At 46.1% G+C, this 19,602-nt stretch carries 15 protein-coding genes; 3 read left to right on the top strand and 12 right to left on the bottom strand.

Translation table 11 applies throughout. The features are described 5' to 3' along the window. Positions 1–108: 108 nt before the first annotated feature. Positions 109–1,890, bottom strand: a complete 1,782-nt coding sequence (pyk, locus tag ACMUEV_RS00400) for a pyruvate kinase (protein WP_190652593.1) — start codon at positions 1,888–1,890, stop codon at positions 109–111. 411 nt (positions 1,891–2,301) lie between these two features. Here pyk and ACMUEV_RS00395 point away from each other — a divergent pair, with 411 nt between their 5' ends. Beyond that, entirely contained in the window at positions 2,302–4,566 is a 2,265-nt protein-coding gene (locus ACMUEV_RS00395; protein ID WP_190652594.1) for an amylo-alpha-1,6-glucosidase, read from the top strand. A gap of 121 nt (positions 4,567–4,687) precedes the next feature. On the opposite strand, the gene ACMUEV_RS00390 is transcribed toward ACMUEV_RS00395, so the two are convergent. Both ACMUEV_RS00390 and glyS read right to left on the bottom strand, forming a co-directional pair. Continuing rightward, positions 4,688–5,980 (bottom strand): FAD-dependent oxidoreductase, encoded by a 1,293-nt coding sequence (locus ACMUEV_RS00390; RefSeq protein ID WP_190652595.1) that lies wholly within the window; start codon positions 5,978–5,980, stop codon positions 4,688–4,690. Between the two features lie 70 nt (positions 5,981–6,050). Continuing rightward, positions 6,051–8,189, bottom strand: coding sequence for a glycine--tRNA ligase subunit beta (gene glyS, locus ACMUEV_RS00385; protein ID WP_190652596.1), 2,139 nt, complete (start codon positions 8,187–8,189; stop codon positions 6,051–6,053). 204 nt (positions 8,190–8,393) lie between these two features. On the opposite strand from glyS, the gene ACMUEV_RS00380 reads away from it, so the two are divergent. Further along, positions 8,394–9,455, top strand: a complete 1,062-nt coding sequence (locus ACMUEV_RS00380; protein ID WP_190652597.1) for an ATP-dependent 6-phosphofructokinase — start codon at positions 8,394–8,396, stop codon at positions 9,453–9,455. 2 nt (positions 9,456–9,457) lie between these two features. Here the strand turns inward: ACMUEV_RS00380 and ACMUEV_RS00375 are convergent, their stop codons facing one another. The 7 genes from ACMUEV_RS00375 to hppD form a co-directional block, all read right to left on the bottom strand. Further along, positions 9,458–9,796, bottom strand: a complete 339-nt coding sequence (locus ACMUEV_RS00375) for a DUF4342 domain-containing protein (RefSeq protein WP_190652598.1) — start codon at positions 9,794–9,796, stop codon at positions 9,458–9,460. 100 nt (positions 9,797–9,896) lie between these two features. Next, entirely contained in the window at positions 9,897–10,727 is an 831-nt protein-coding gene (locus tag ACMUEV_RS00370) for a DUF6920 family protein (RefSeq protein ID WP_190652599.1), read from the bottom strand. A 75-nt stretch (positions 10,728–10,802) separates the two neighbouring features. Then, entirely contained in the window at positions 10,803–12,203 is a 1,401-nt protein-coding gene (locus ACMUEV_RS00365) for an MBOAT family O-acyltransferase (protein ID WP_190652600.1), read from the bottom strand. A gap of 29 nt (positions 12,204–12,232) precedes the next feature. Continuing rightward, entirely contained in the window at positions 12,233–13,366 is a 1,134-nt protein-coding gene (locus ACMUEV_RS00360; protein WP_190652601.1) for an SGNH/GDSL hydrolase family protein, read from the bottom strand. A gap of 281 nt (positions 13,367–13,647) precedes the next feature. Next, positions 13,648–15,309, bottom strand: a complete 1,662-nt coding sequence (locus tag ACMUEV_RS00355; protein WP_190652602.1) for an asparagine synthetase B family protein — start codon at positions 15,307–15,309, stop codon at positions 13,648–13,650. Continuing rightward, complete coding sequence (locus tag ACMUEV_RS00350; protein WP_190652603.1) at positions 15,309–15,929, bottom strand: DUF3859 domain-containing protein; 621 nt, start codon at positions 15,927–15,929, stop codon at positions 15,309–15,311. Before ACMUEV_RS00350 ends, ACMUEV_RS00355 begins: the two co-directional genes overlap by 1 nt. Positions 15,930–15,990: 61 nt before the next feature. After that, positions 15,991–17,079: a 4-hydroxyphenylpyruvate dioxygenase gene (gene hppD, locus ACMUEV_RS00345; RefSeq protein ID WP_190652604.1), complete on the bottom strand. Its 1,089-nt coding sequence runs from the start codon at positions 17,077–17,079 to the stop codon at positions 15,991–15,993. Positions 17,080–17,394: 315 nt separating this feature from the next. Here hppD and ACMUEV_RS00340 point away from each other — a divergent pair, with 315 nt between their 5' ends. After that, positions 17,395–18,069, top strand: a complete 675-nt coding sequence (locus ACMUEV_RS00340; RefSeq protein WP_017291338.1) for a hypothetical protein — start codon at positions 17,395–17,397, stop codon at positions 18,067–18,069. A 75-nt stretch (positions 18,070–18,144) separates the two neighbouring features. Here ACMUEV_RS00340 and ACMUEV_RS00335 read toward each other — a convergent pair whose 3' ends face one another. Together ACMUEV_RS00335 and ACMUEV_RS00330 are read right to left on the bottom strand one after the other, a co-directional pair. Continuing rightward, complete coding sequence (locus tag ACMUEV_RS00335; RefSeq protein ID WP_017291339.1) at positions 18,145–18,600, bottom strand: hypothetical protein; 456 nt, start codon at positions 18,598–18,600, stop codon at positions 18,145–18,147. Positions 18,601–18,618: 18 nt separating this feature from the next. Next, a complete protein-coding gene (locus ACMUEV_RS00330; protein ID WP_190652605.1) occupies positions 18,619–19,398 on the bottom strand; it encodes a YoaK family protein in 780 nt (259 codons plus the stop codon). Between the last annotated feature and the right edge of the window lie 204 nt (positions 19,399–19,602).

The following is a 19,602-nucleotide window of genomic DNA, read 5'->3' as shown; positions in this document are numbered from 1 at the left end:
CGTACTAGTTGCTATCATTGCTACATAGCAATCGAAGCATAAGATACGAGAATTTCCTATCTCTCTGTGCCTTATGCTTCTCATTTCAACGCAAGTCGAGACTAAACTCTAGACTGACAGAGCCGCATCTGTCTGCGTTGCACCACTCGAACCGGAATAAACCAATCCTCGTTGCATATCCAACGTCACAATTTCACCATCGCGGATGACCCCGGTTGCATTTTTCACACCCACTAACACAGGAATGCCTAACCGCAAGCCAATCACCGCTGCATGGCTTGTGAGGCTACTGTCTTCTGTGACAATCCCTGCCGCTTTGCGAATCGCATCAATATGCTCTGCCGTTGTACTCGGTGCAACTAAAATCTCACCCGAATGAAATTGGTGGATTTCCCGAATGGTGGAAGCTAACCGGGCGCGACCGCTGACTGATCCCTGTCCGATTCCTACGCCTTTGCCACGGACTGCTGTGACGACTTCAACTTTGATTAAATCAGTCGAACCCGCGACCCCCTGAAGTGTTCCAGCCGTGAGCACGACTAGATCTCCTTCAGACACCATGCCTTTTTCTTGTGCCACGTTCAATGCCGCTTGGAACGTCTGACCTGTGGAAGGCAAATCTAGAACGAGTAAAGGTTTTACGCCCCAGACAAGCTGCATCTGCCGTGCTACATCTACGTGCGGCGTAATTGCCAAAATCGGAGTTCTCGGACGGAATTTTGACACGTTCCGCGCTGTCGCTCCGGTCTTCGTCAGGGACATAATTGCGGCTGCATCTAGCTGCATCGCAATATTACCGACCGCTTGACTGATCGCATTCGGAATCGATCGACCTGTATTTTCCAACAGTTTTTGAGAATGCTCTTGCTCGATCCGAATCGCGATCGTTGCCATTTGCGAAACTGCTTCGATCGGGTATTTCCCAACTGCCGTTTCATTCGACAGCATCACCGCATCGGTGCCATCTAAGATCGCATTCGCCACGTCCGAAATTTCTGCACGAGTCGGGCGAGGACTGCTCACCATACTATCGAGCATTTGAGTGGCAGTAATCACCGGAATCCCTAAACGATTCGCCGTTTTGATCAATCGCTTCTGCAAAATCGGCACATCTTCAGCCGGAAGTTCAACGCCTAAATCGCCCCGCGCGACCATGACTCCATCTGAGATCGAGAGAATCGCTTCCATTTGCTCGATCGCTTCGTGCTTTTCGATCTTCACAATTACTGGAACAGACTTACCTGCACTGGCGATCAGTTCTTTGATCTCCAAAACATCTTGAGGATTGCGCACAAAGCTCAATGCCACCCAATCCACACCTTGATCCAAGCCAAAGACCAAATCTTTGCGGTCTTTATCGGTTAAAGCTTTGATCGAGAGGTAAACGCCAGGGAAATTCACCCCTTTGTTGTTAGAAAGCGGACCACCGACAACGACTCGACAATGCAGCGATCGATCAGCTTGATCGACCTTTTCAACCTTCATTTCGACTCTGCCATCATCGAGCAGAATTGTTGCGCCTTCAGGAACTTCTTCAGAGAGATGCTCATAAGTGACTGAGCTAATCTCTTGGGTTCCGGGAACGGTGCGACTGGTAAGCGTAAAGGGGTCGCCTTTTTTCAGCGTAATTGGGCCATTCTCGAAGCGCCCAAGTCGAATCTTTGGTCCTTGTAAGTCCTGTAAAATCCCGACGGGCTGATTCAATTCAAAGGAAATCTGCCGAATTAAGCGAATGCTTCGGAGATGATCATCGTGCGTTCCGTGGGAGAAATTGAGGCGGAGTGTTGTTGCACCCGCTTCAATGAGGTCGCGCAAGACTTCGGGACTACTGGTTGCAGGACCGATCGTAGCGACAATTTTAGTTCGACGGTGGGAAGATGGCAGCGGCATGTACGGTGAACAACTCTATAGACGATCAAATAAACCAAACCTGCTTTCTCCGTTCGTCGAAAAGCAGTAAGACCCAGGACGTTCAAAATGCTGATCTAGGGCACTTGGGATACTACCACGTTTAGGTCGATCTCAAAATGGCATCCAGACAGAGATTGACGAAGACTTTAAGCAAAATGTTACACAAAGCACAGACAATTGCTTACAAAACATATTGTTGGTCGCGTTCAGCCTGACAACTCATGAATAAACTAAAACAATTGCAATCAAAGAAAAAGAGAAGCAAAAGATCGAAACCTCAAATCTACGGATCACTTCATCGTTAAAATGGTTACGATTTATAACTCGTCTTAATCCTTAAACGAACTTCGAGAAGTTTTATTCTGTCCCCTTGCCCATTTTTCTTGACCAATGTCAGAAATCATTGAAATCGACGGTAAAAAGTTTGTTCCGGCTGAAGAGTTGCCCATTCCAGAGTGGGCTTCTGTGTTGAATGAGCGCCCCCAACCCATTTTGACGCTCAAAGATGATGATCTGTTTCTACTCACGGATACGTTTGGCAACATTGGCGGCTCCTCGGATGAGGGACGCAGTAGCGGTTTAGGATTGTTTTGTCATGATACGCGCTTTCTGAATCGGTTAGAGTTTCAGATCGATGGTCGCCCTCCCATTTTGCTGAGCAGCACGGCAGAAAAAGGATTTGTACTATCTGTGCTGTGTACGAATCCTCGCATTGACGATCGCATTCCTGCTGAAACGATCGGGATCAAACGCGAATTGGTGCTAAATGGAGGACTCTTTGAGGAGATCGAGATCGCGAACTATAGTACCGAACCGATTGAGTTTGAATTAAGTCTTAGCTTTGATGCAGACTTTATTGATTTGTTTGAGGTACGGGGCTTTGATCGATCGCAACGCGGCACGCTGCTTCGTCATGTACCCGTTGAGATGACCAAACCTGTAGAAGAAGTCGAGTCAGATCCGGATTCGTTTGAAGCGCCAGAAACGGCTCAGGTTGAACTGACTCTGGCATATCAAGGGTTAGATGGCTCGGTTTTAGAATCTCGAATCGACTTCGTGCATCATCAACCGCACTTCCTCAAAGGCTATACAGCCCTATGGCAACTCAAATTGCAGCCGCATGAGACTCAGAAATTTGGCTATCGCTTGCAGCCTTTGAGTAACGGTCGTCCGGTTTCGAGAGTCAGCACGCCGATGACGCTTTCCCAAGCCAAAGCGGCAGAACTTTCCGAGGAGCAACATTGGCGGCAGCAGGTGACTCAGATTCGATCGGATAAAAATACTTTCAATCGAGTGATCGAACGAGCCGAGCAAGATGTGTACTTGCTCAGACAAACCTTTGGCAGAAATAAAGCGTTATCGGCTGGCGTTCCGTGGTTCTCGACTTTGTTTGGACGCGATTCCATCATTGCCGCTTCTCAGACGTTACTCCTTGATCCCCAAATTGCGAAAGAAACGCTAGCAATTCTGGCGCACTATCAAGGCAAAGCAGATGATGAATGGCGCGAAGAGCAACCCGGAAAAATTCTGCATGAGATTCGATTTGGTGAGATGGCGCGCTGTCAGGAGATTCCGCACACTCCTTACTATGGAACGGTGGATGCAACCCCGTTGTGGTTAATGCTGTATGCAGAGTATTTCTCCTGGACAGCAGACTATGAGACGCTCGATCGCTTATGGAATTCTGCACTAGCTGCGATGGATTGGATCGATCGCAATATGCGAGAAACGGGCTATCTTGCTTATCACCGCACGTCAAAGCGAGGGCTGGACAATCAAGGCTGGAAAGATTCGGGGAATTGTATTGTCGATCGTAAAGGTAGACTCGCTCAAGGTGCGATTACGCTTTGCGAGGTTCAAGGCTATGTGTATTCTGCGAAAGTTCGGCTGAGCCATATTGCCCGGATGAAGAAGCGGATTGATCTTGCCGATCGCTGGGATGAGGAAGCAAGAGATCTGAAAGTTCGCTTCAATCGCGATTTCTGGATGGAAGATCAAGATTTCTGTGCTTTGGCATTAGATGGCGATGGCAATCCAGTCGATAGTATTACCTCAAATCCAGGGCACTGTTTGAGCTTAGGCATTTTCACGCCGGAGAAAGCTTACAGTGTGGCGGAACGGTTACGTGCGCCGGATATGTTCAATGGTTGGGGCATTCGGACATTAAGTAGTTTGTCGCCTGCTTATAATCCGATGGGCTATCACGTTGGCTCGGTGTGGCCTCATGACAATGCTTTAATTGCGATCGGGCTACGTTCGCTTGGGTTAATTGACCAAGCGTTAGAACTGTGTAAAGGCTTGCTCGATATGACGCGCTATCAGCCGTATCAACGTCCGCCGGAATTGTTCTGCGGCTACGATCGCACAGATGATAATGAGCCAGTTCAATATCCAGTGGCTTGTACGCCGCAAGCTTGGGCAACGGGAAGCATTTTCCAATTGGTGCATATGATTGTGAACTTGGTTCCAGACGCGCCTGGGAACTGTTTGCGAGTGATTGATCCGGCTTTGCCAGAGTCGATTAATTCGCTGTCGTTGCAGAACTTACGGGTGGGTCCAACATTGTTGGATCTCGAATTTGAGCGATCGGGGTCTTCTACGTCTTGTCGGGTGTCGAAGAAACGAGGGAATTTGCGAGTGGTAATTGAGGCTTAACGTCAATTCGATGAGGGGTGCTATTTCAAGTGATTTGCGCCCCTCAATTCCCAAATTTGTGGAATTTAGCTTTCAGAGAGAACAGATACTTTTCGCATCATTCTGTCAGATTCACCTCACATTAGAACAATGTTTTCAGCACTAATTTGGGATGAAACACAATACTCGGAGGCTTCAGCATATGTGCCATTTGTAAAAAAGCCAAATGTACCTCAACATCTTTTTGTGCAGTAGCCATCAATCGATCGAGATAAACCTGGAATAATTTTGCTCCTTGTTTCGGCGCGATCGCTCCCTTCGTTGTTGGAAACTTAGAATCAGATCCGGTTGCTAGTGACCAAGCAAAAGCATTACTGCGAGCCAGTTGCTTTTGAAAATTGGGTTTCTGCAATTTTGCTAACCATTGTTGTAAAACCAGCGCGGCTAATGCACTTACGGTCATCCCTTGTCCATAGATGGGACAGAGCGCGCAGACCGCATCTCCGATCGCAATTAACCCTTCTGGCATCGCAATTTTTTCGTAGTGATACAGTCGATTCATTGTGGCGCGATGGGCTTGAATATCAGACACGGGTTCTGCTTGCGCGATCGCTTCATAGAAAGCAGGATGATCTAAACTTTGAGCAAATTGTAAAAAGCCTTGTTCCTCGATCGGCGGATAATCATGTGCATATCCTCCCAAGGTAGCAATCCATTGATCATTTTCCACTTGAGCTAAATATCCCAAACGAGTTTGATCAGGGGGGACTTGGCTAATCAGCAAAACCCTACCATCCGGCTGAAACTGAGAGGGAATGCGGTATCGACGAGTTGTATAGCCTAATCCTGGATCAATCACAGTTGTAGGAGGTGGAGTGATTCCAAGACTTTCTAACCATTGAGGAACATGGGTACTGCGACCACTGGCATCTACAACAAGTTGGGCAGTAAGTTCGCCGTTTGGAAGTTTGACCCCTTGAATTGCAGTTCCAGTAGACAACAATCCAATCACTCGTTGCTCTTGTAAAAAAGTAATATTGGCGATTTTACTCACCTGCTGTCGAATTACGCTTTCGAGCAATGGGCGGGTACAGGTGTAAGATTCTAGCCCGACTGGTGTTTCAGTTGTGGGTGACCAACGACCCGCTTGAAAGTACAAGAAGTCTTTTCCCCAATCAAACGGAATGGCTCCAGCCGTTGCAAGTGCATCGTCAATGCCAGGAAAGAGTGCTTCTAAGATTCGGTAGCCTTTGGTAAATAGAACATGCGGTTGAACAGATTGCGGTACGCCTCGTCGCGGTTCAGCCGTCAGAGGAAGCTGATCGCGATCGACAATTGTCACTTGCTGAAAGTATTCGGATAGCACACGCGCCGCAAGCAATCCAGCAATACTGCCACCAATGACGATCGCATGTTGATTCTGTTGGATAGGCATAGATTTGATGGGAGCAACTCAATCCCGAAGATAACGATTCGAGGATTGAATTGCAAGGTTGCCCAGATCGCTAAGATTTGACGATCGCGCCAAAATCCGCTAGCGATCGCGCATGATTTCGCAAAATCCCCAACAAATTCAAACGATTCTGCTTGATGTCTGGATTGGAATCCATCACCAACACGCTATCTTCTCCATCAAAAAAGGCGCTAACGGTTGGAGCAATCTGACTTAAAGCCTCAACGAGCTTCGTGTAATCAGTCTTGCCTTGCAGGGTTTGATTCAACTGTTGCAGGGCAGTAAAGAAAGCTTTCTCAGAATTCTTTTCAAACAGTTCAGAACGAATGACGGGAACGGGATCAAGCTGTTGACGATCTAATGTGCCTTGAACGGCGAGTCGAGACGCACGATTCACAGTTTCGTAAATGGTTGCTAGACGCTGATCATTGCGAATCGTCTGTAAGAAATTCGCGCGATCGCGGACATCTAATAAGTTCTGCAATGCCCGCGCTGCGTAGTCTGGGTCATTCTCACCCAACACAGCATTGACTAAGTCATAGTCAATTTTTTCGTCTTTCAGCAATGTTTCAACGCGCTGTAAGAAAAAGTCTTTCAACTGCTTGAGCAAATCAGCCGTCGCTAATTTCTGGACTTGCGCGTAGTTTTCACTAAAACCCTTAACTAACTGTTCTAAAAGTAAATTGAGATCCAGCTTTAAGTTTGCTGCCCAAGTAATGTTGACGATCGCGGTTGCTGCTCGTCTCAGCGCAAATGGATCAGACGATCCAGACGGGATTAATCCCAATCCAAAAATGCTGACTAAGGTATCTAAGCGATCGCTAATTCCGACAATCTGACCTGCTAAAGATTGCGGCAAATCATCGCCTGCACCTCTGGGCAAATAATGTTCATAAATCGCATTCGCAACCGTTTCGGACTGACCTCCTGCGATCGCGTATTTCTGTCCCATCACCCCTTGAAGCTCTGGGAATTCGCCTACCATTTGAGTCACGAGATCAGCTTTGCATAAGAGTGCTGCTTGTTCAATTTCAGTGCGATCCCCAACTTGTAACTGAGTGCAAATCTGACCTGCGATCGCCACAATGCGATCGACTTTTGCACGGACTGATCCCAAATCCGCTTGGAATGTCACTGTTTCGAGCTTGGGTAAATAGGCTTCCAGAGGGATTTTACGATCGGCATCAAAGAAGAACTTCCCATCGGACAACCGCGCCCGAATCACTCGCTCATTTCCGGATGCAATGATTGCTGCTTTTTGAGGATCGCCATTGGATGCCGTAATAAAGTTCGGCAATAGTTCAGAACTGCCTGCTTTCTGCACCGGGAAATACCGCTGATGGCTTTCCATTTCGGTTGTGATTACTTCCGCCGGAAGTTCTAAAAATTCTGCATCAAACTTGCCAACAACCGCTGAAGGATACTCGACTAAGTTCGTCACCTCACGCAGCAAATCAGCATCGATAATGGCAACTCCATTCAACTGTTTTGCTGCTGCTTCGACTTGCTGTTTAATTACAATCTGACGTTGTTCGGGATCAACTTCAACGAATGCAGATTTCAAGGTTGAAACATAAGATTCTGGATTCGGAATTGAAACCGGATCAGGATGTAAAACGCGATGACCCCAAGAAATGCGATCGCTCTTGTATGCAATCGAATTACTCGTAATCTCGATCGGTAAAACATCGCCATCAAGCAACGTGACCAACCAGCGAATTGGTCGAGAAAAGCGCAGATCGCCATCTCCCCAACGCATAAAGCGTTTTCCTTCCAATTGTGTGATCCATTGCGGAATCAATTCCGTTAGGATTTGCGCGATCGCTCTGCCTTTGATTGTTTTTTTGACAAAAATGAATTCGCCTTTCTCGGTTGGACGAATTTCAAAATCCGCGATCGAGACTCCTTGTTTTTGGGCAAATCCTTCGGCTGCCTTGGTGGGCTGTCCATCCTTGAAAGCTGCTTGTGCAGGCGGTCCTTTGACTTCTTCCTCTTGATCCGGTTGTTGAGCAGGCAACCCTTGAATGACGATCGCTAATCGTCGCGGCGTTCCATAAAACTGAATTGCGTCAGTCGTCAAATTTAACTCCGCTAATTGTTTCGGAATCCGCGATCGCCATTGTGACAACGCTTCATCGACAAAACTTGCGGGTAGTTCTTCAGTTCCAACTTCTAGTAAAAATGACGGCATGACTGGGGACGATCGAAATGAGCGAATTAATCAATCTCATCAGTTTACCGTGCCACTGCAATCTTCACGCAATTTTCAGTCTGCAACCCGCATCCGAAGCGCATCATGATAAGAACACAGCGATTTTGTTAGGGGAGAAGTTAATCTTCACGAGATCCTCAGATTCTTGATTTAGTCTTCGAGCATCGTGAATTACTGCCAGATATGAAGACATTGGAACGACTCGGAATTTTAACCAGTGGAGGAGATTGCCCAGGGTTGAATGCAGTCATCCGGGCGGTCATCAGCCATGCCGTGCTCACTTACGGTTGGCATGTTGTGGGGATTCCTTATGCAACCCGAGGCTTGCTCGATCGAGCAATGATGCCACTGAGCTTACACGGCTTAGATTTAAAAGGAATTGATCCGCTGCTGACAATGGGCGGAACGATTCTTGGCAGCATTAACAAAGGAGATACCCTGAGTAGAATTCAGGATGTTTTAGATGGATATGCTGCCTTAGAGCTTGATGCGTTGATTGGAATTGGTGGAGATGGCAGTTTAGCGATTCTCAATCAACTCGCAACTCAAGGGAATTGGCAGTTTATTGGCATTCCGAAAACGATCGATAATGATGTTGCTTGCACTGAACGAGCCATTGGATTCGATACCGCAGTCAATACGATTACAGAAGCCCTGACTCGATTAACCTTTACTGCTGCGAGTCACGATCGCGTCATGATCGTCGAAGTGATGGGACGAGAAGCGGGGCATCTCGCTTTGCATTCTGGAATTGCGGGCGGAGCGGATGTGATTCTGATCCCTGAAATTTCTTACTCGATCGAGCAAGTCTGTCAACATCTTGCCGAACTGCGCGATCGCTGGGGACGAAGATTTGCGATCGTGGTCGTTGCGGAAGGCGCACATCGGAGTTTAGAAAGCGCAAATCAATCTTGCGAAGCCATAAAATGTGGCATGGGACAATATGTTGCGAATGAAATCGCAAAATGTAGCCCTTACCCTGTCGATTGCCGAGTCTCGGTGCTAGGCCACATTCAGCGAGGTGGCATTCCTTCAGCACTCGATCGCCTGATCGCAGCTAGCTTGGGCAAAACTGCCGTCGATTTAATTGCGAACGGAGAGACTCGAAAAATGGTTGCCTGGCAGAATGGTCATGCTGAAACCGTTCCGCTTGATGCAGTTTTAGCAAAGAGTCCGTGTTCTGTTGATCCGGCAAGTGATCTGGTACAGACTGCAAGGGCTTTAGGCATCTATACAGGCAAGTAAAGCTATTCTTTTTTCTCAATCACGATCGTCAGATGTGCCACCATTGCTCCAATCACACCGACAGCCGCAATGACCGGAAACAAAGCTGCACTGACAACACCACCGACGACCCCAACCGTGAGTGGAATTTCGATGAGTGTTCGCTCTTCGTTTTTGAGAATAATCCGGCGAATATTGCCTTGATGAATCAGTTCTCTGACTTTCGCGACTAAAGCATCGCCGCTAATTGTAAATTCCTCGATCGTTCCTTTCTCTTCAAAGTGAGTTTCAGTTTCTGGAGGAACCACTTCAGTTGGAACTGTTTCGATGACTTCTTTAGGTTCGTCGAGAGGAGTATTCATAGATATAGATCTCCATCATGATTGATATCTAAAGCGTAGAGATAAAAGTTGAGGAAGTTGTGAGGGAGGACAGTTTTTCAACGATTCAAGCTCTGTAACCTCATTGAAATACTGCTTGCTCAAGGGTGACGCGAAAGAATTCAAAGTAGCGATCGCTGCCAATCCACCAGCCTGCGCCCATCTGCGAGGGAATTGTGTAACCGCCAAAGGTCTGTTCTGCTTGGTATTCCCCACCAAAAGGAATCTTGGCATACTGTTTATCTTCGGTTTGATCCCCCCAACGAAGAAAAGAACTCTTGAGTAATCTGCCCTGGCTATCAATCACAAAAGTCAGAGTAATCGGCTCATTGTCGAGCGTCAGGCTCGCTTGAATTGTGTTGTCATTAATGACTTGCCAACTCACACCTCGCTGAGGCAGTAAAGCAGACGGCAACCAGAACAACTCTCCTACAGAGCGCCCAATTGCCGAGCGCATCAGATCAGGACTTTGAGCATTGACAACAGGAATCACCCCCCAGAGCGAAAACCGCATTCGTCCAGTACTAGCAGTGTAGTAGTCTGCTCCTTGCATCTGGATAATTCCTTGTCTTGCGTTCGCTTGCCAGACAAATCCTGTAGTAGAAAGCAGTTCTTCTGCTTGGAGAGGCATCCAGTCTTGATTGGGTGCAAGTCGAATTGTACCTTTCATTGTTAGGTAGACAGCGTTTGCTAGGGGCGTTCCAGGCGCGATCGCATGTAAAAAATATCGCTGTACAGGTTCCGGTTGATCTGCAATTAGGTCTTGGCTAAATGGTTCGACTGCGGGTGTTTTAGGTTCTAAGGTTTGCCAAATTTGTGCAATCTCTGCATTATTTTTTGCTTGTATGATGAGTAGCGCGATCAATGCGATCGCAACTAACGATCCGACAAGGAATAAAATCTTTGCCAGCATAGCCTCACCTTGAAATTTTTGGTGTACTCATTCTCTACTATAGTCGTGCTTCGGATGTAGAGAACTCAGATCATCCTAGAACTGAAAATAGATAAATGGTGCAGGCTGAGCTGGAGCGAGAAAAAGTACGCCAAACATGACAAAAAAGAAGGCACATAGACCCGGAAGTGAACTTAATCTCAAGCGCATTCCTTGAGCTAGCTGGTGACCTGCATAGTCCGTCAGAATGAACATTGGAACTGCGATCGCCAGTGCAGTTGCAAACCAATTGATGCCCGTTGGATCAATCACACCCCATAGCTTCTGCAAAATGAACAAAGAGGTCGAGAAATCTGACGATCGAAAAAAGATCCAAGTTAGACACACAAAGAGTAGAGTGACAAAATTTGCACAAAGCTGATAGTCCCAGGCTTGTGTAACGCTGCTTTTTGGGATTCTGTCTGCATACAGTTTATGCACCACAAGTGCTCCACCATGTAGCCCACCCCAAACCACAAAGTTCCAGCTTGCTCCATGCCATAATCCACCTAACAGCATCACAATCATCAGATTGCCATATTGCTGAACTTTCCCACGTCGATCGCCGCCCAGAGGAATATAGAGATAATCGCGTAGCCAATTCGAGAGCGAAATATGCCAGCGTCGCCAAAACTCGGTAATACTGCGTGAGAGATAAGGTGTCGCAAAGTTTTTGGGAATATCAAAGCCGAGAATTTTTGCAGTCCCGATCGCCATATCACTGTAGCCGCAAAAATCACAATAAAGCTGAATCGCGTATCCAATCACCGCAAGCCAAAGCGTCATTGCACTGTAATCAGCAGGCTGCTTAAACACTTCATTCACAAACAAAGCTAAGCGATCGGCAACAATCACTTTTCTGACTAAGCCCAGTAAGAAAAGTTGAGCACCCTGACTGAAATTCTCCCGGTTTAAGTGAATGCCTTTCTGAATTTCGCCAAGGAACTGACTCGATCTCAGGATTGGTCCCGAAATCAAATGTGGAAAAAACGCAACCAAAAGCGCAAAATCCCAAAACGTTTTTGCGGGTCTGCTCGTTCCACGATAGATATCTGCTAGGTAGCTAATGACTTCAAAAGTGATGAACGAAATGCCGATCGGCAAAATGATCCGGAGGTTGGACAAATTCAGGTTCAGAACATTCAGACCCAGATTGAGCGAATCGATGAAAAAGTTGAAATATTTGAAGAACCCTAGCACGATCAGATTGAAAGTAATCCCTGCAATCAGCCATCGCTTCTTCTCTGGATTCTGGGTCGATTCAATCTGGAAACCAATCGCGTAATTCACGATCGTCAGTGCAGCAAGCAGAAAAACAAAGCGTTCGTCCCAATAGCCGTAGAAGAAGTAGCTAGCACCGAGTAAAATGATTTTTTTGAATCCCTGCGATCTCGCAAGCAATAAAATTCCAATCAGAACGCTAAAAAAGACAAAAAATTCTAAGCTTGAGAAAATCATGGTTCAGCAGCCTCAGACATCATGAGTGACTAATTTGTCTTTTTGCGCATTGCTTCGAGCAGGGGAACGAGCCGTTGTGCAATCAGTTCATGCCCAATTTCATTGATATGACCTGTGCCAGGAACAGAATTGTTAAACCCGCTGGTCGGTTGATGGAACGTTTGATGATAGTTCACAAAATCGCGCCGCATTGCCACGATCGGAACCTTGTGCTTTTCTGCGATTTCGATCAAAGCTGCTTCAGCCGGATTAGGTGGCTCATTTGGATTGTTGAAAGTGACATAGGGAATATGCAGAATCACCAAGTTCGGGTACTTCGCTTTCAAATTCACAACTGTCCATTCAATCAAGCGATCGTAATTGCCCTGCGATTTTTTCGGTGCTGCTTCAGTCGGTTTCGCCTGTTTTTTCAGCATCGCTTGGAGGTTCTTTCCGCCGACTCGTAGTGTCGAAATTTGCAGCATAAAGCTCAGCTGCGGAAACTTTTGCTGAAAGAGTTGAGATAAGCGATCATCACTAGCAAAATCCTGATTGTGAATAGCTTGAAATGTGTTGCCTTGAGCACGAATGTAGAACTCTTTTGTGGGATCTAAGCCTTCTTCAGTAAAATCAGAATCGTTAATTTGAACTATCACAGCGTCAGGCTGCAATTGAGTCTTGTAGAAATCTGCTAAGTGCAAATAGTAGGCAGGTGTCGCCCCGGTTCTACCTCCATTGATAACCATGACAGGCGAATTCTGCTGCTTGAAAGTCGATCCAATTCGCGCACTGTAGGTTTTGGCATCTTCGACTTGTTCTGCACTCGTAAACGAATCCCCGATCGACAAAACTCTAAATTCGCCTTGAGCTTTGGGCAGAATCTCGTCGTTGCGCATTCCTAAGCTGTTCATTCTAGTGCGGCTGAAGCCTTCACCCGATTCGATTCTGTCACCAGGGTTATAAATTCTTCCTAGGCTTGGATGTTTTGTGGTTCCTGGGGACTGCTCGATTGTATTTCGGACAATGATTTCCCAAGCAAAAAGTGATAACAAGATCGCGATCGCGGACTTTAACAGGACGTAAAGAATCGCTCTCTGAGAGGAGTAACGATCTTCTTGTATGGGGTTAGTTGTCTCTAGAAGCGGTCGTGGGGCGCTCGACCGTCCTGACGTAAAATTTCTCATGATGCATGATTAAACCAAGTTTTAAAACAACCACTGCGCCCGGATGAGACACAGCCAGGAATCGTGTTAATTGCGACTTAGGAGCGAGATCGGCATCTAACAGCGCTTGTTATATCCCTAATTTCACTTAAGAATACAGAGAGCTTACATTACTAATTTCAGTGTAATTACTGTATCTAACTAACTTTATCGTCTCTTTAAAGACGAGTCGCCAGTTTTGAAGTGATGTTCACAAAAGAATGAGCGATTTCTAGCGGAGCTACTGCTAAGTCTCCGCAACGCTAGAACGACCTCTCAAAAACTTGCCGAACTTTTCTGACTCTCTGCCAGACTTGCGGTGGCAGACAAAATGGATGATCCCAAGAAGATGCCCCAACTGATTCTCCCAAGACTTCAATTCGCCAAGCTTGCCACATGATCAGAAGCCAAAGATTGTTGCCTAAATAGCGATCGCGTAAATTCGCTCCCATCTGTCCTGACATCATCTGTTCTGCAATCTGGGGCTGCCATCGCCCTTCAGCCCGCAGCACGCCCGGATTCAACCATTTACCAATCTCACGCCAAAACTCGCCATAGTACCAAGGACGCAACGGCACTCGCATGCCTCGTTTCTCTCGCCAAACGACCTCTGAGGGCAACCAAGATTCAACCGCACGTTTGAGAATGTACTTTTCGCAAGCTCCTTGTAACATCAGTTCGCCAGGAATTTTGAATGTCCAGCGAGTCAGGTCGGGATCACAAAATAGCGATCGTACTTGCAATCCTTGTGAAAGTGCCAAGGCAGTCGCACGCGGTTGAATATTCTGTGCGCCTTTTAACATCAGCGATGCACGCCTTAATTGAGCCAGAAGAGAACCACATTTTTCAGGATTCAAAGCATCACCGAGATAAGGTTGGAGATCAAGTTCGCGAATACTTTGGTAAACAGAATTAGAAAAGATTCGAGATTCACAACCGTACAATCTGCCAAATGTATTGAGATACTGTTTTGATAACATGAAATTCTCTGAGTCGTATACTTGATTCGCAATTAAAGGCTTATTCGTCCAGCCTGCAAATAACTGATCGCCGTGTTCCCCGTTGAATACAACGCGAACATCTTGAGATGCAGCTTGATTGAGCAACAATAGTGGAGCTGTAACACCATCTCCATACGGTGCATCTAAAGCTCTAGCCGTTTCAGGAATAGCTTGAATAATCTGTTTCGCTTGGGCTGGAACTAGAGTCAATGGAATGTTGAGATAGTCTGCAACTTGCTGCGCGTAAGGTAGCTCTGAATCTTCTACGCCAAAATCAAGAGCATAAGCTCGAACTTTAACCCCAGATTGAACTAGTAAAGCAGCCACGATCGAGGAATCAATCCCACCAGATAGAAATACGCCAACAGGCTCATCGGGTAAATCTTCAATCTGATGTGCGATCGCTGTTTTCAACAGTGCTTGAAGCTGTCTGACGGCTTCAGTTTCATCGTGAATCATTGTGCTGGATTCGCGCCAGTCTTCAGTCTCAGAAATGGTGCAAGTAAAATCTTTTGTCCAAGTCAGCGTCGTGCCAGCAGAGATAGAAGCGATTTCTGCGATCGGGCTTAGCGGTGTTGGAACATAAGAAAAGCAAGTATAAGCATACAGTGCAGCATGGCTTACTGTTGGTTGAGCGAGTTTGAGCAGGGATTTCAACTGGGTTGAGAACCAGATAACCGATTCAATTTTGATCCAGTAAAGTGGAACTCGACCAAATGCGTCTCGACCTAGTTCTAAAGACGCTTCAGTTGCATTGACCCACACATCATTGATAGTGCTTCTTCCGCAAGCACTGAGCCGAGTTTGAGTCGTTGCAAATCCCCACTGATCAGTGCAGAATTGAGTTGCTATCTTTGCATCACTGAGTTCAGAGAGTCTCTGTATCAGTTTGGGCTGATCACCATAGCCCCAATATCCCAACATTACTTCACCACAAACGTTTCTTCACTAATGGGACGTTCTGCGATCGACATTTTCACCGTCCAATTTCCAGGCTTGGACTGCGGCGATAAAGGAGCAAAGCAAAACGTTGTCCAGGGCGATCGTGTAATTTCTTGAGTCTGGAAACGACTCTGATGAATTCTCTCACCTGTTGAATCTAACCAATCACAACTGACAGCTAAGCGATCGTTGATCGGGGGATTTTTCAATGTGACTCGGTAAAACACTTGTGCGTCTTTTGTGCGATCGAACTGGGTGACTGAATTAGTTGAATCTTTTAACGTCACAATGTCTTGAATCGCAGCAATGCGAGCAATCTTATTGTGCTGTTTCTGCTGAACGACAGCAACGGTTGCAATCAGGCCAACAATCATAATTGCAATGGTTGAAATGACAATTTTATGGCGCTGGTTTTGCTGAGCTAGAGCTTCTCGTCGGCGCAATTGCACGATCGCGTCATCGAGTAAATCGTCGGGCAAATTTAACTCTTGTAAAATCTGTTTGACTTGCTCACGATCGAGTTCGTTGTCGCGAAGTTGAGATAAGCGATCGATTTCAGCTATGACTTGAGAAAGTTGAGCTTGCGTAAGGCGGGTATCCATATTCAAAACAGTCTCGCAATGAATCTGTCATAGCATAAGCGATCCTGTGATCTGCTTAGACTTAAAGATTTCCTCTGATTAGCTGCTCTCGCTCGATCGCTTCAAACAAAGATTTAAAGTTTCCTTCTCCAAAACCCTGAGATCCATGCCGTTCAATGATTTCAAAAAATAAAGTCGGGCGATCTTGCACAGGTTGCGTAAAGATTTGCAGCAAATATCCTTCGCGATCGCGATCGACTAAAATTCCGAGTTGAGCCAGTTGCTCGATCGATTGATCAATTTTGCCAACCCGAGCTTCTAAATTTGCATAGTAAGAACTCGGGACACTGAGAAATTCAATTCCTGAATTTTTCAATTCGGTGACGGTTTCAACAATGTTATGAGTCAGACAAGCAACATGCTGTACACCCGCACCGTAGTTGTATTCCAGGAATTCTTGAATCTGAGATTTGCCTTTGCCGATCGCGGGTTCATTAATCGGAAGTTTGACCCTTCCTGTTGAACTTTGCATCACCGATGACGTAAGCGCAGAATATTCGGTCGAGATTGCTCGATCGTCAAATTTAACGAGTAATTCCAATCCCAACGTCTTCTGAAAAAACTCCACCCAGTGGTTCATTTGTCCTTTTTCAACATTGCCAACGACGTGATCGATTTGAATCAATCCGGCATTGGCGCGAGACGGAATCGAGCGGGGGACAAATCCTGGCGCGAAAACACCTTGATAGCGATCGCGTTGCACAAACTTGATTAAAGTATTGCCATAGCCATAAATCATTGCGTAACGATACTTTCCCGCTTCGTCTTGCTCCTCATTCGGTGCAACCGCTTCTAATGCGCCTCGGGAGGTACTGACTTGAAATGCACGATCGACATCTCTAACACCCAAAGCAATCACTGCTACATGATCTCCATGCTTCGCCGCTCTTGAAGCGATTGGGTGATCTGGGTTGAGTGCAGAAGTTAAGACTAAGCGAATTTCGCCCTGCTGCATGACATAAGACGCAACATGGCGTTCTCCAGTATCAAGTCCTCGATATGCGATCGTCGAGAAGCCAAAACCGCGATCGTAGAACATCGCTGCTTGCTTTGCGTTCCCGACATAAAATTCTAAATGATCAAAGGTCAGAATCGAAAAAGCGTCGCTCATGCAAAGCCTAAAGTATAGAAATTGAACTCAGAAAATTCATATCACTGTGAAATGATTCACTCTGGTTTTTCTAGGAAGAAATATAGATTTGTTCTTAAATTAGCGCCTTACTAGGCTATGCGTAAAATCTTGGCAATAAATATACCTTGAGGGGGATTGTGTCCCAGGCAGAAGTTTCGTGCAAAAAGATTGCTTGAATTCCTGCTCAATTCCACATTCTGTAACCTAAGTGACAGGAGTGATATGTCTCTTGATGTTGATTTAATGAATCACAGAAATGTGTTATCGATGAAGTCCTAGTTAAAACTTTTAGTAATGTTGAATCCTGAAATTAACGATCGCGTCTTCTACTCCACCGTTGTTCTAGAGTATATTGTTCCAAATCAAAATCGCGCCATGTTTCGCAAGTGGCATAATACTCTGATGTGCTCTGCAAAGCGATTTCCAGGCTATATCAGAACAGATTCTTGTCTACCATTGCAGTGCGTAGATGGTGTGATGAAGTGGTACTCGATCGTGCATTTTGATACGCCTGATCATTTGAATGATTGGCTGAATTCTCGCGATCGCGCCACACTCGTTGAGTCTGGACACAATATCTTTGATAACTACAAGTTCAAATCTTTCACGACAGGGTTAGAAGGATGGTTTTCATCTGCGGCAGGACAAGAGCGATCCAGTTTAGGGACTCCTCCCTGGAAACAAGTCATGTCAGTAGTTTTGGGACTCTATCCACTGGTCATGATCCAAACCAAAATTCTTCCGACACTTGGTTTTTTGCAGTCTTGGTCGCCCGCTTTCGTGACTCTAATCAGTAATTTCGTAGTGTCATCCTTACTCACCTGGATTGTGATGCCTCAAATTAGTAACGCATTACGATTTTGGTTACAGCCTGCATTTCGATTGAGCAATCCCAAGACAGATTGGCTTGGAAGCGCGATCGTGCTTCTGACTCTTGGCTTGATGGTGATGATTTTCAATCATGTTTGAAACCACCACTTGCTCTAAAGCATGAAGCATTTTGCGATTTAGTTGAGTTCGGCTTGTCCGACGTTTAGAATCTTGCTAGTTTGCTACAGCATCCTTAACTTTCTCTATCACGTCCTTGGCGATTTCGATTGCTTCTGCTGCCTTCTCCTTGCCTTTTTCCATATAGAAGTCTTTTTTTTGCATAAAAAGCTCCCGTTTCTGAGCCGGAGACAGCGATGCAAAATAATCTTTAGGAACCGATTTCAGCATCGCTCCAACTTTGCTTTTCTGTGCAGGAGTCAGCGTAATCGACTTAAACGCTTTCTTCAAAGTCACGCCATTCGCGATCGCATCTTCAAACTGAGTCTTCTGATCCGGAGTCAAAATCTTCTCAAGCTCTGGAACAATCTTTGCCTTCAACGCAGTAAATGGATCGCTTGCCGAAGTCACATCAGCAACAAGCATCGGAGCCGCCTGCACTAAATTCGCAAAACTCAGACCTGCCAATAAGCACATCACACAAGCAAAAATTGTAATCAAGGTCCGTTGCATGGTTGATTTCCTAATCTCTTAAACAGTCTTTGTTACTCCTGCCTGAATGTAAGCAGCAACTGCTAGCAGGCTGACTGCAAACAATGGCATTGATAAACACCAAAATTCAGCTGAAGGCACAAAGTAAGCGGCTCCTGTCCCACCCAAAAAGAAGCCAGTCAGCAAGGGCAAAGTCAGTTTTAACTTTCTCATTGCTTCTGCTGCTTCTGCCTTTGTTTCCTCGGTCTGTTTGACAAACTTCGCACTGATGTAGTGAACTAAATCGATCGTGAACTGTGTAAAGTTTCCGGTCATCACCGTGGTCGGAAAATAGCCCGTAAATGAAGCAGCCGCTTCCTTCATCAGCGCATTCTGAATTCCCATTGCCATAACGCCCGTAACTGCGATCGGGAAAATCAACTCATCCTGCACATCGACAAGCAAGGTCGCTGAGAACTGCAATCCGACGACCATAAAGATCCCCAGTGCGATCGCTTCTGCACTCAACAACACAGGCAACACTGCCCATCCGATCTTTCGAGCAAAATTTGCTAACAGTGACGTAAAAGCCACCGATAGCATAAAAACGGGAAGCATGGAGAGCCGGAGTAAGGTCGTCTGAGGATCAGAACTGGCAAAGGCTGAACCGGCGAGTGCAATATTTCCTGTCACATGAGCTGTGAAAATACCGAACAGCACAATAAAAGCCGCCGTATCGACAAATCCTGCAACCCAACTGAGCAAAAATCGAGCAGGAGCATCACGAATTAGAAACGCACTTAGGCTAAATCGCTCTTTCTCAGGTGCAGTAATTGTCATGGTTTTTCGGGTTTTTCAGGGCGTTGAGCTTGCGGTTCACCCATCTGCACATACAGTAATTTGCTCCGTATTGAATCCTTGTACTGTCCAAACGGATGAATCGCGTATACCGTATATCAAAGCTAGGGCAGATTCTAGGTTTATCAATCTAGCCGGATCAAAATTGTATGTTGAACTACAAAATTGCTCTAAACCCCAATTAAA

Source organism: Leptolyngbya sp. FACHB-1624 (genome assembly GCF_047649235.1).
Taxonomy (GTDB): Bacteria; Cyanobacteriota; Cyanobacteriia; order Leptolyngbyales; family Leptolyngbyaceae; genus Leptolyngbya; species Leptolyngbya boryana.
Note: the sequence above shows the minus strand (reverse complement) of the source record. Positions and strands in the feature narration are given on the sequence as shown.

Bases quoted from the DNA above. Each gene is read 5' to 3' on its own strand.
- ACMUEV_RS00390 (WP_190652595.1), bottom strand. From the start codon at position 5,980: ATGCCTATCCAACAGAATCAACATGCGATCGTCATTGGTGGCAGTATT.
- pyk (WP_190652593.1), bottom strand. From the start codon at position 1,890: ATGCCGCTGCCATCTTCCCACCGTCGAACTAAAATTGTCGCTACGATC.
- ACMUEV_RS00365 (WP_190652600.1), bottom strand. From the start codon at position 12,203: ATGATTTTCTCAAGCTTAGAATTTTTTGTCTTTTTTAGCGTTCTGATT.
- ACMUEV_RS00335 (WP_017291339.1), bottom strand. From the start codon at position 18,600: ATGCAACGGACCTTGATTACAATTTTTGCTTGTGTGATGTGCTTATTG.
- ACMUEV_RS00360 (WP_190652601.1), bottom strand. From the start codon at position 13,366: ATGAGAAATTTTACGTCAGGACGGTCGAGCGCCCCACGACCGCTTCTA.
- ACMUEV_RS00355 (WP_190652602.1), bottom strand. From the start codon at position 15,309: ATGTTGGGATATTGGGGCTATGGTGATCAGCCCAAACTGATACAGAGA.
- ACMUEV_RS00350 (WP_190652603.1), bottom strand. From the start codon at position 15,929: ATGGATACCCGCCTTACGCAAGCTCAACTTTCTCAAGTCATAGCTGAA.
- ACMUEV_RS00370 (WP_190652599.1), bottom strand. From the start codon at position 10,727: ATGCTGGCAAAGATTTTATTCCTTGTCGGATCGTTAGTTGCGATCGCA.
- hppD (WP_190652604.1), bottom strand. From the start codon at position 17,079: ATGAGCGACGCTTTTTCGATTCTGACCTTTGATCATTTAGAATTTTAT.
- ACMUEV_RS00330 (WP_190652605.1), bottom strand. From the start codon at position 19,398: ATGACAATTACTGCACCTGAGAAAGAGCGATTTAGCCTAAGTGCGTTT.
- ACMUEV_RS00380 (WP_190652597.1), top strand. From the start codon at position 8,394: ATGAAGACATTGGAACGACTCGGAATTTTAACCAGTGGAGGAGATTGC.
- ACMUEV_RS00340 (WP_017291338.1), top strand. From the start codon at position 17,395: ATGTTGAATCCTGAAATTAACGATCGCGTCTTCTACTCCACCGTTGTT.
- ACMUEV_RS00375 (WP_190652598.1), bottom strand. From the start codon at position 9,796: ATGAATACTCCTCTCGACGAACCTAAAGAAGTCATCGAAACAGTTCCA.
- glyS (WP_190652596.1), bottom strand. From the start codon at position 8,189: ATGCCGTCATTTTTACTAGAAGTTGGAACTGAAGAACTACCCGCAAGT.
- ACMUEV_RS00395 (WP_190652594.1), top strand. From the start codon at position 2,302: ATGTCAGAAATCATTGAAATCGACGGTAAAAAGTTTGTTCCGGCTGAA.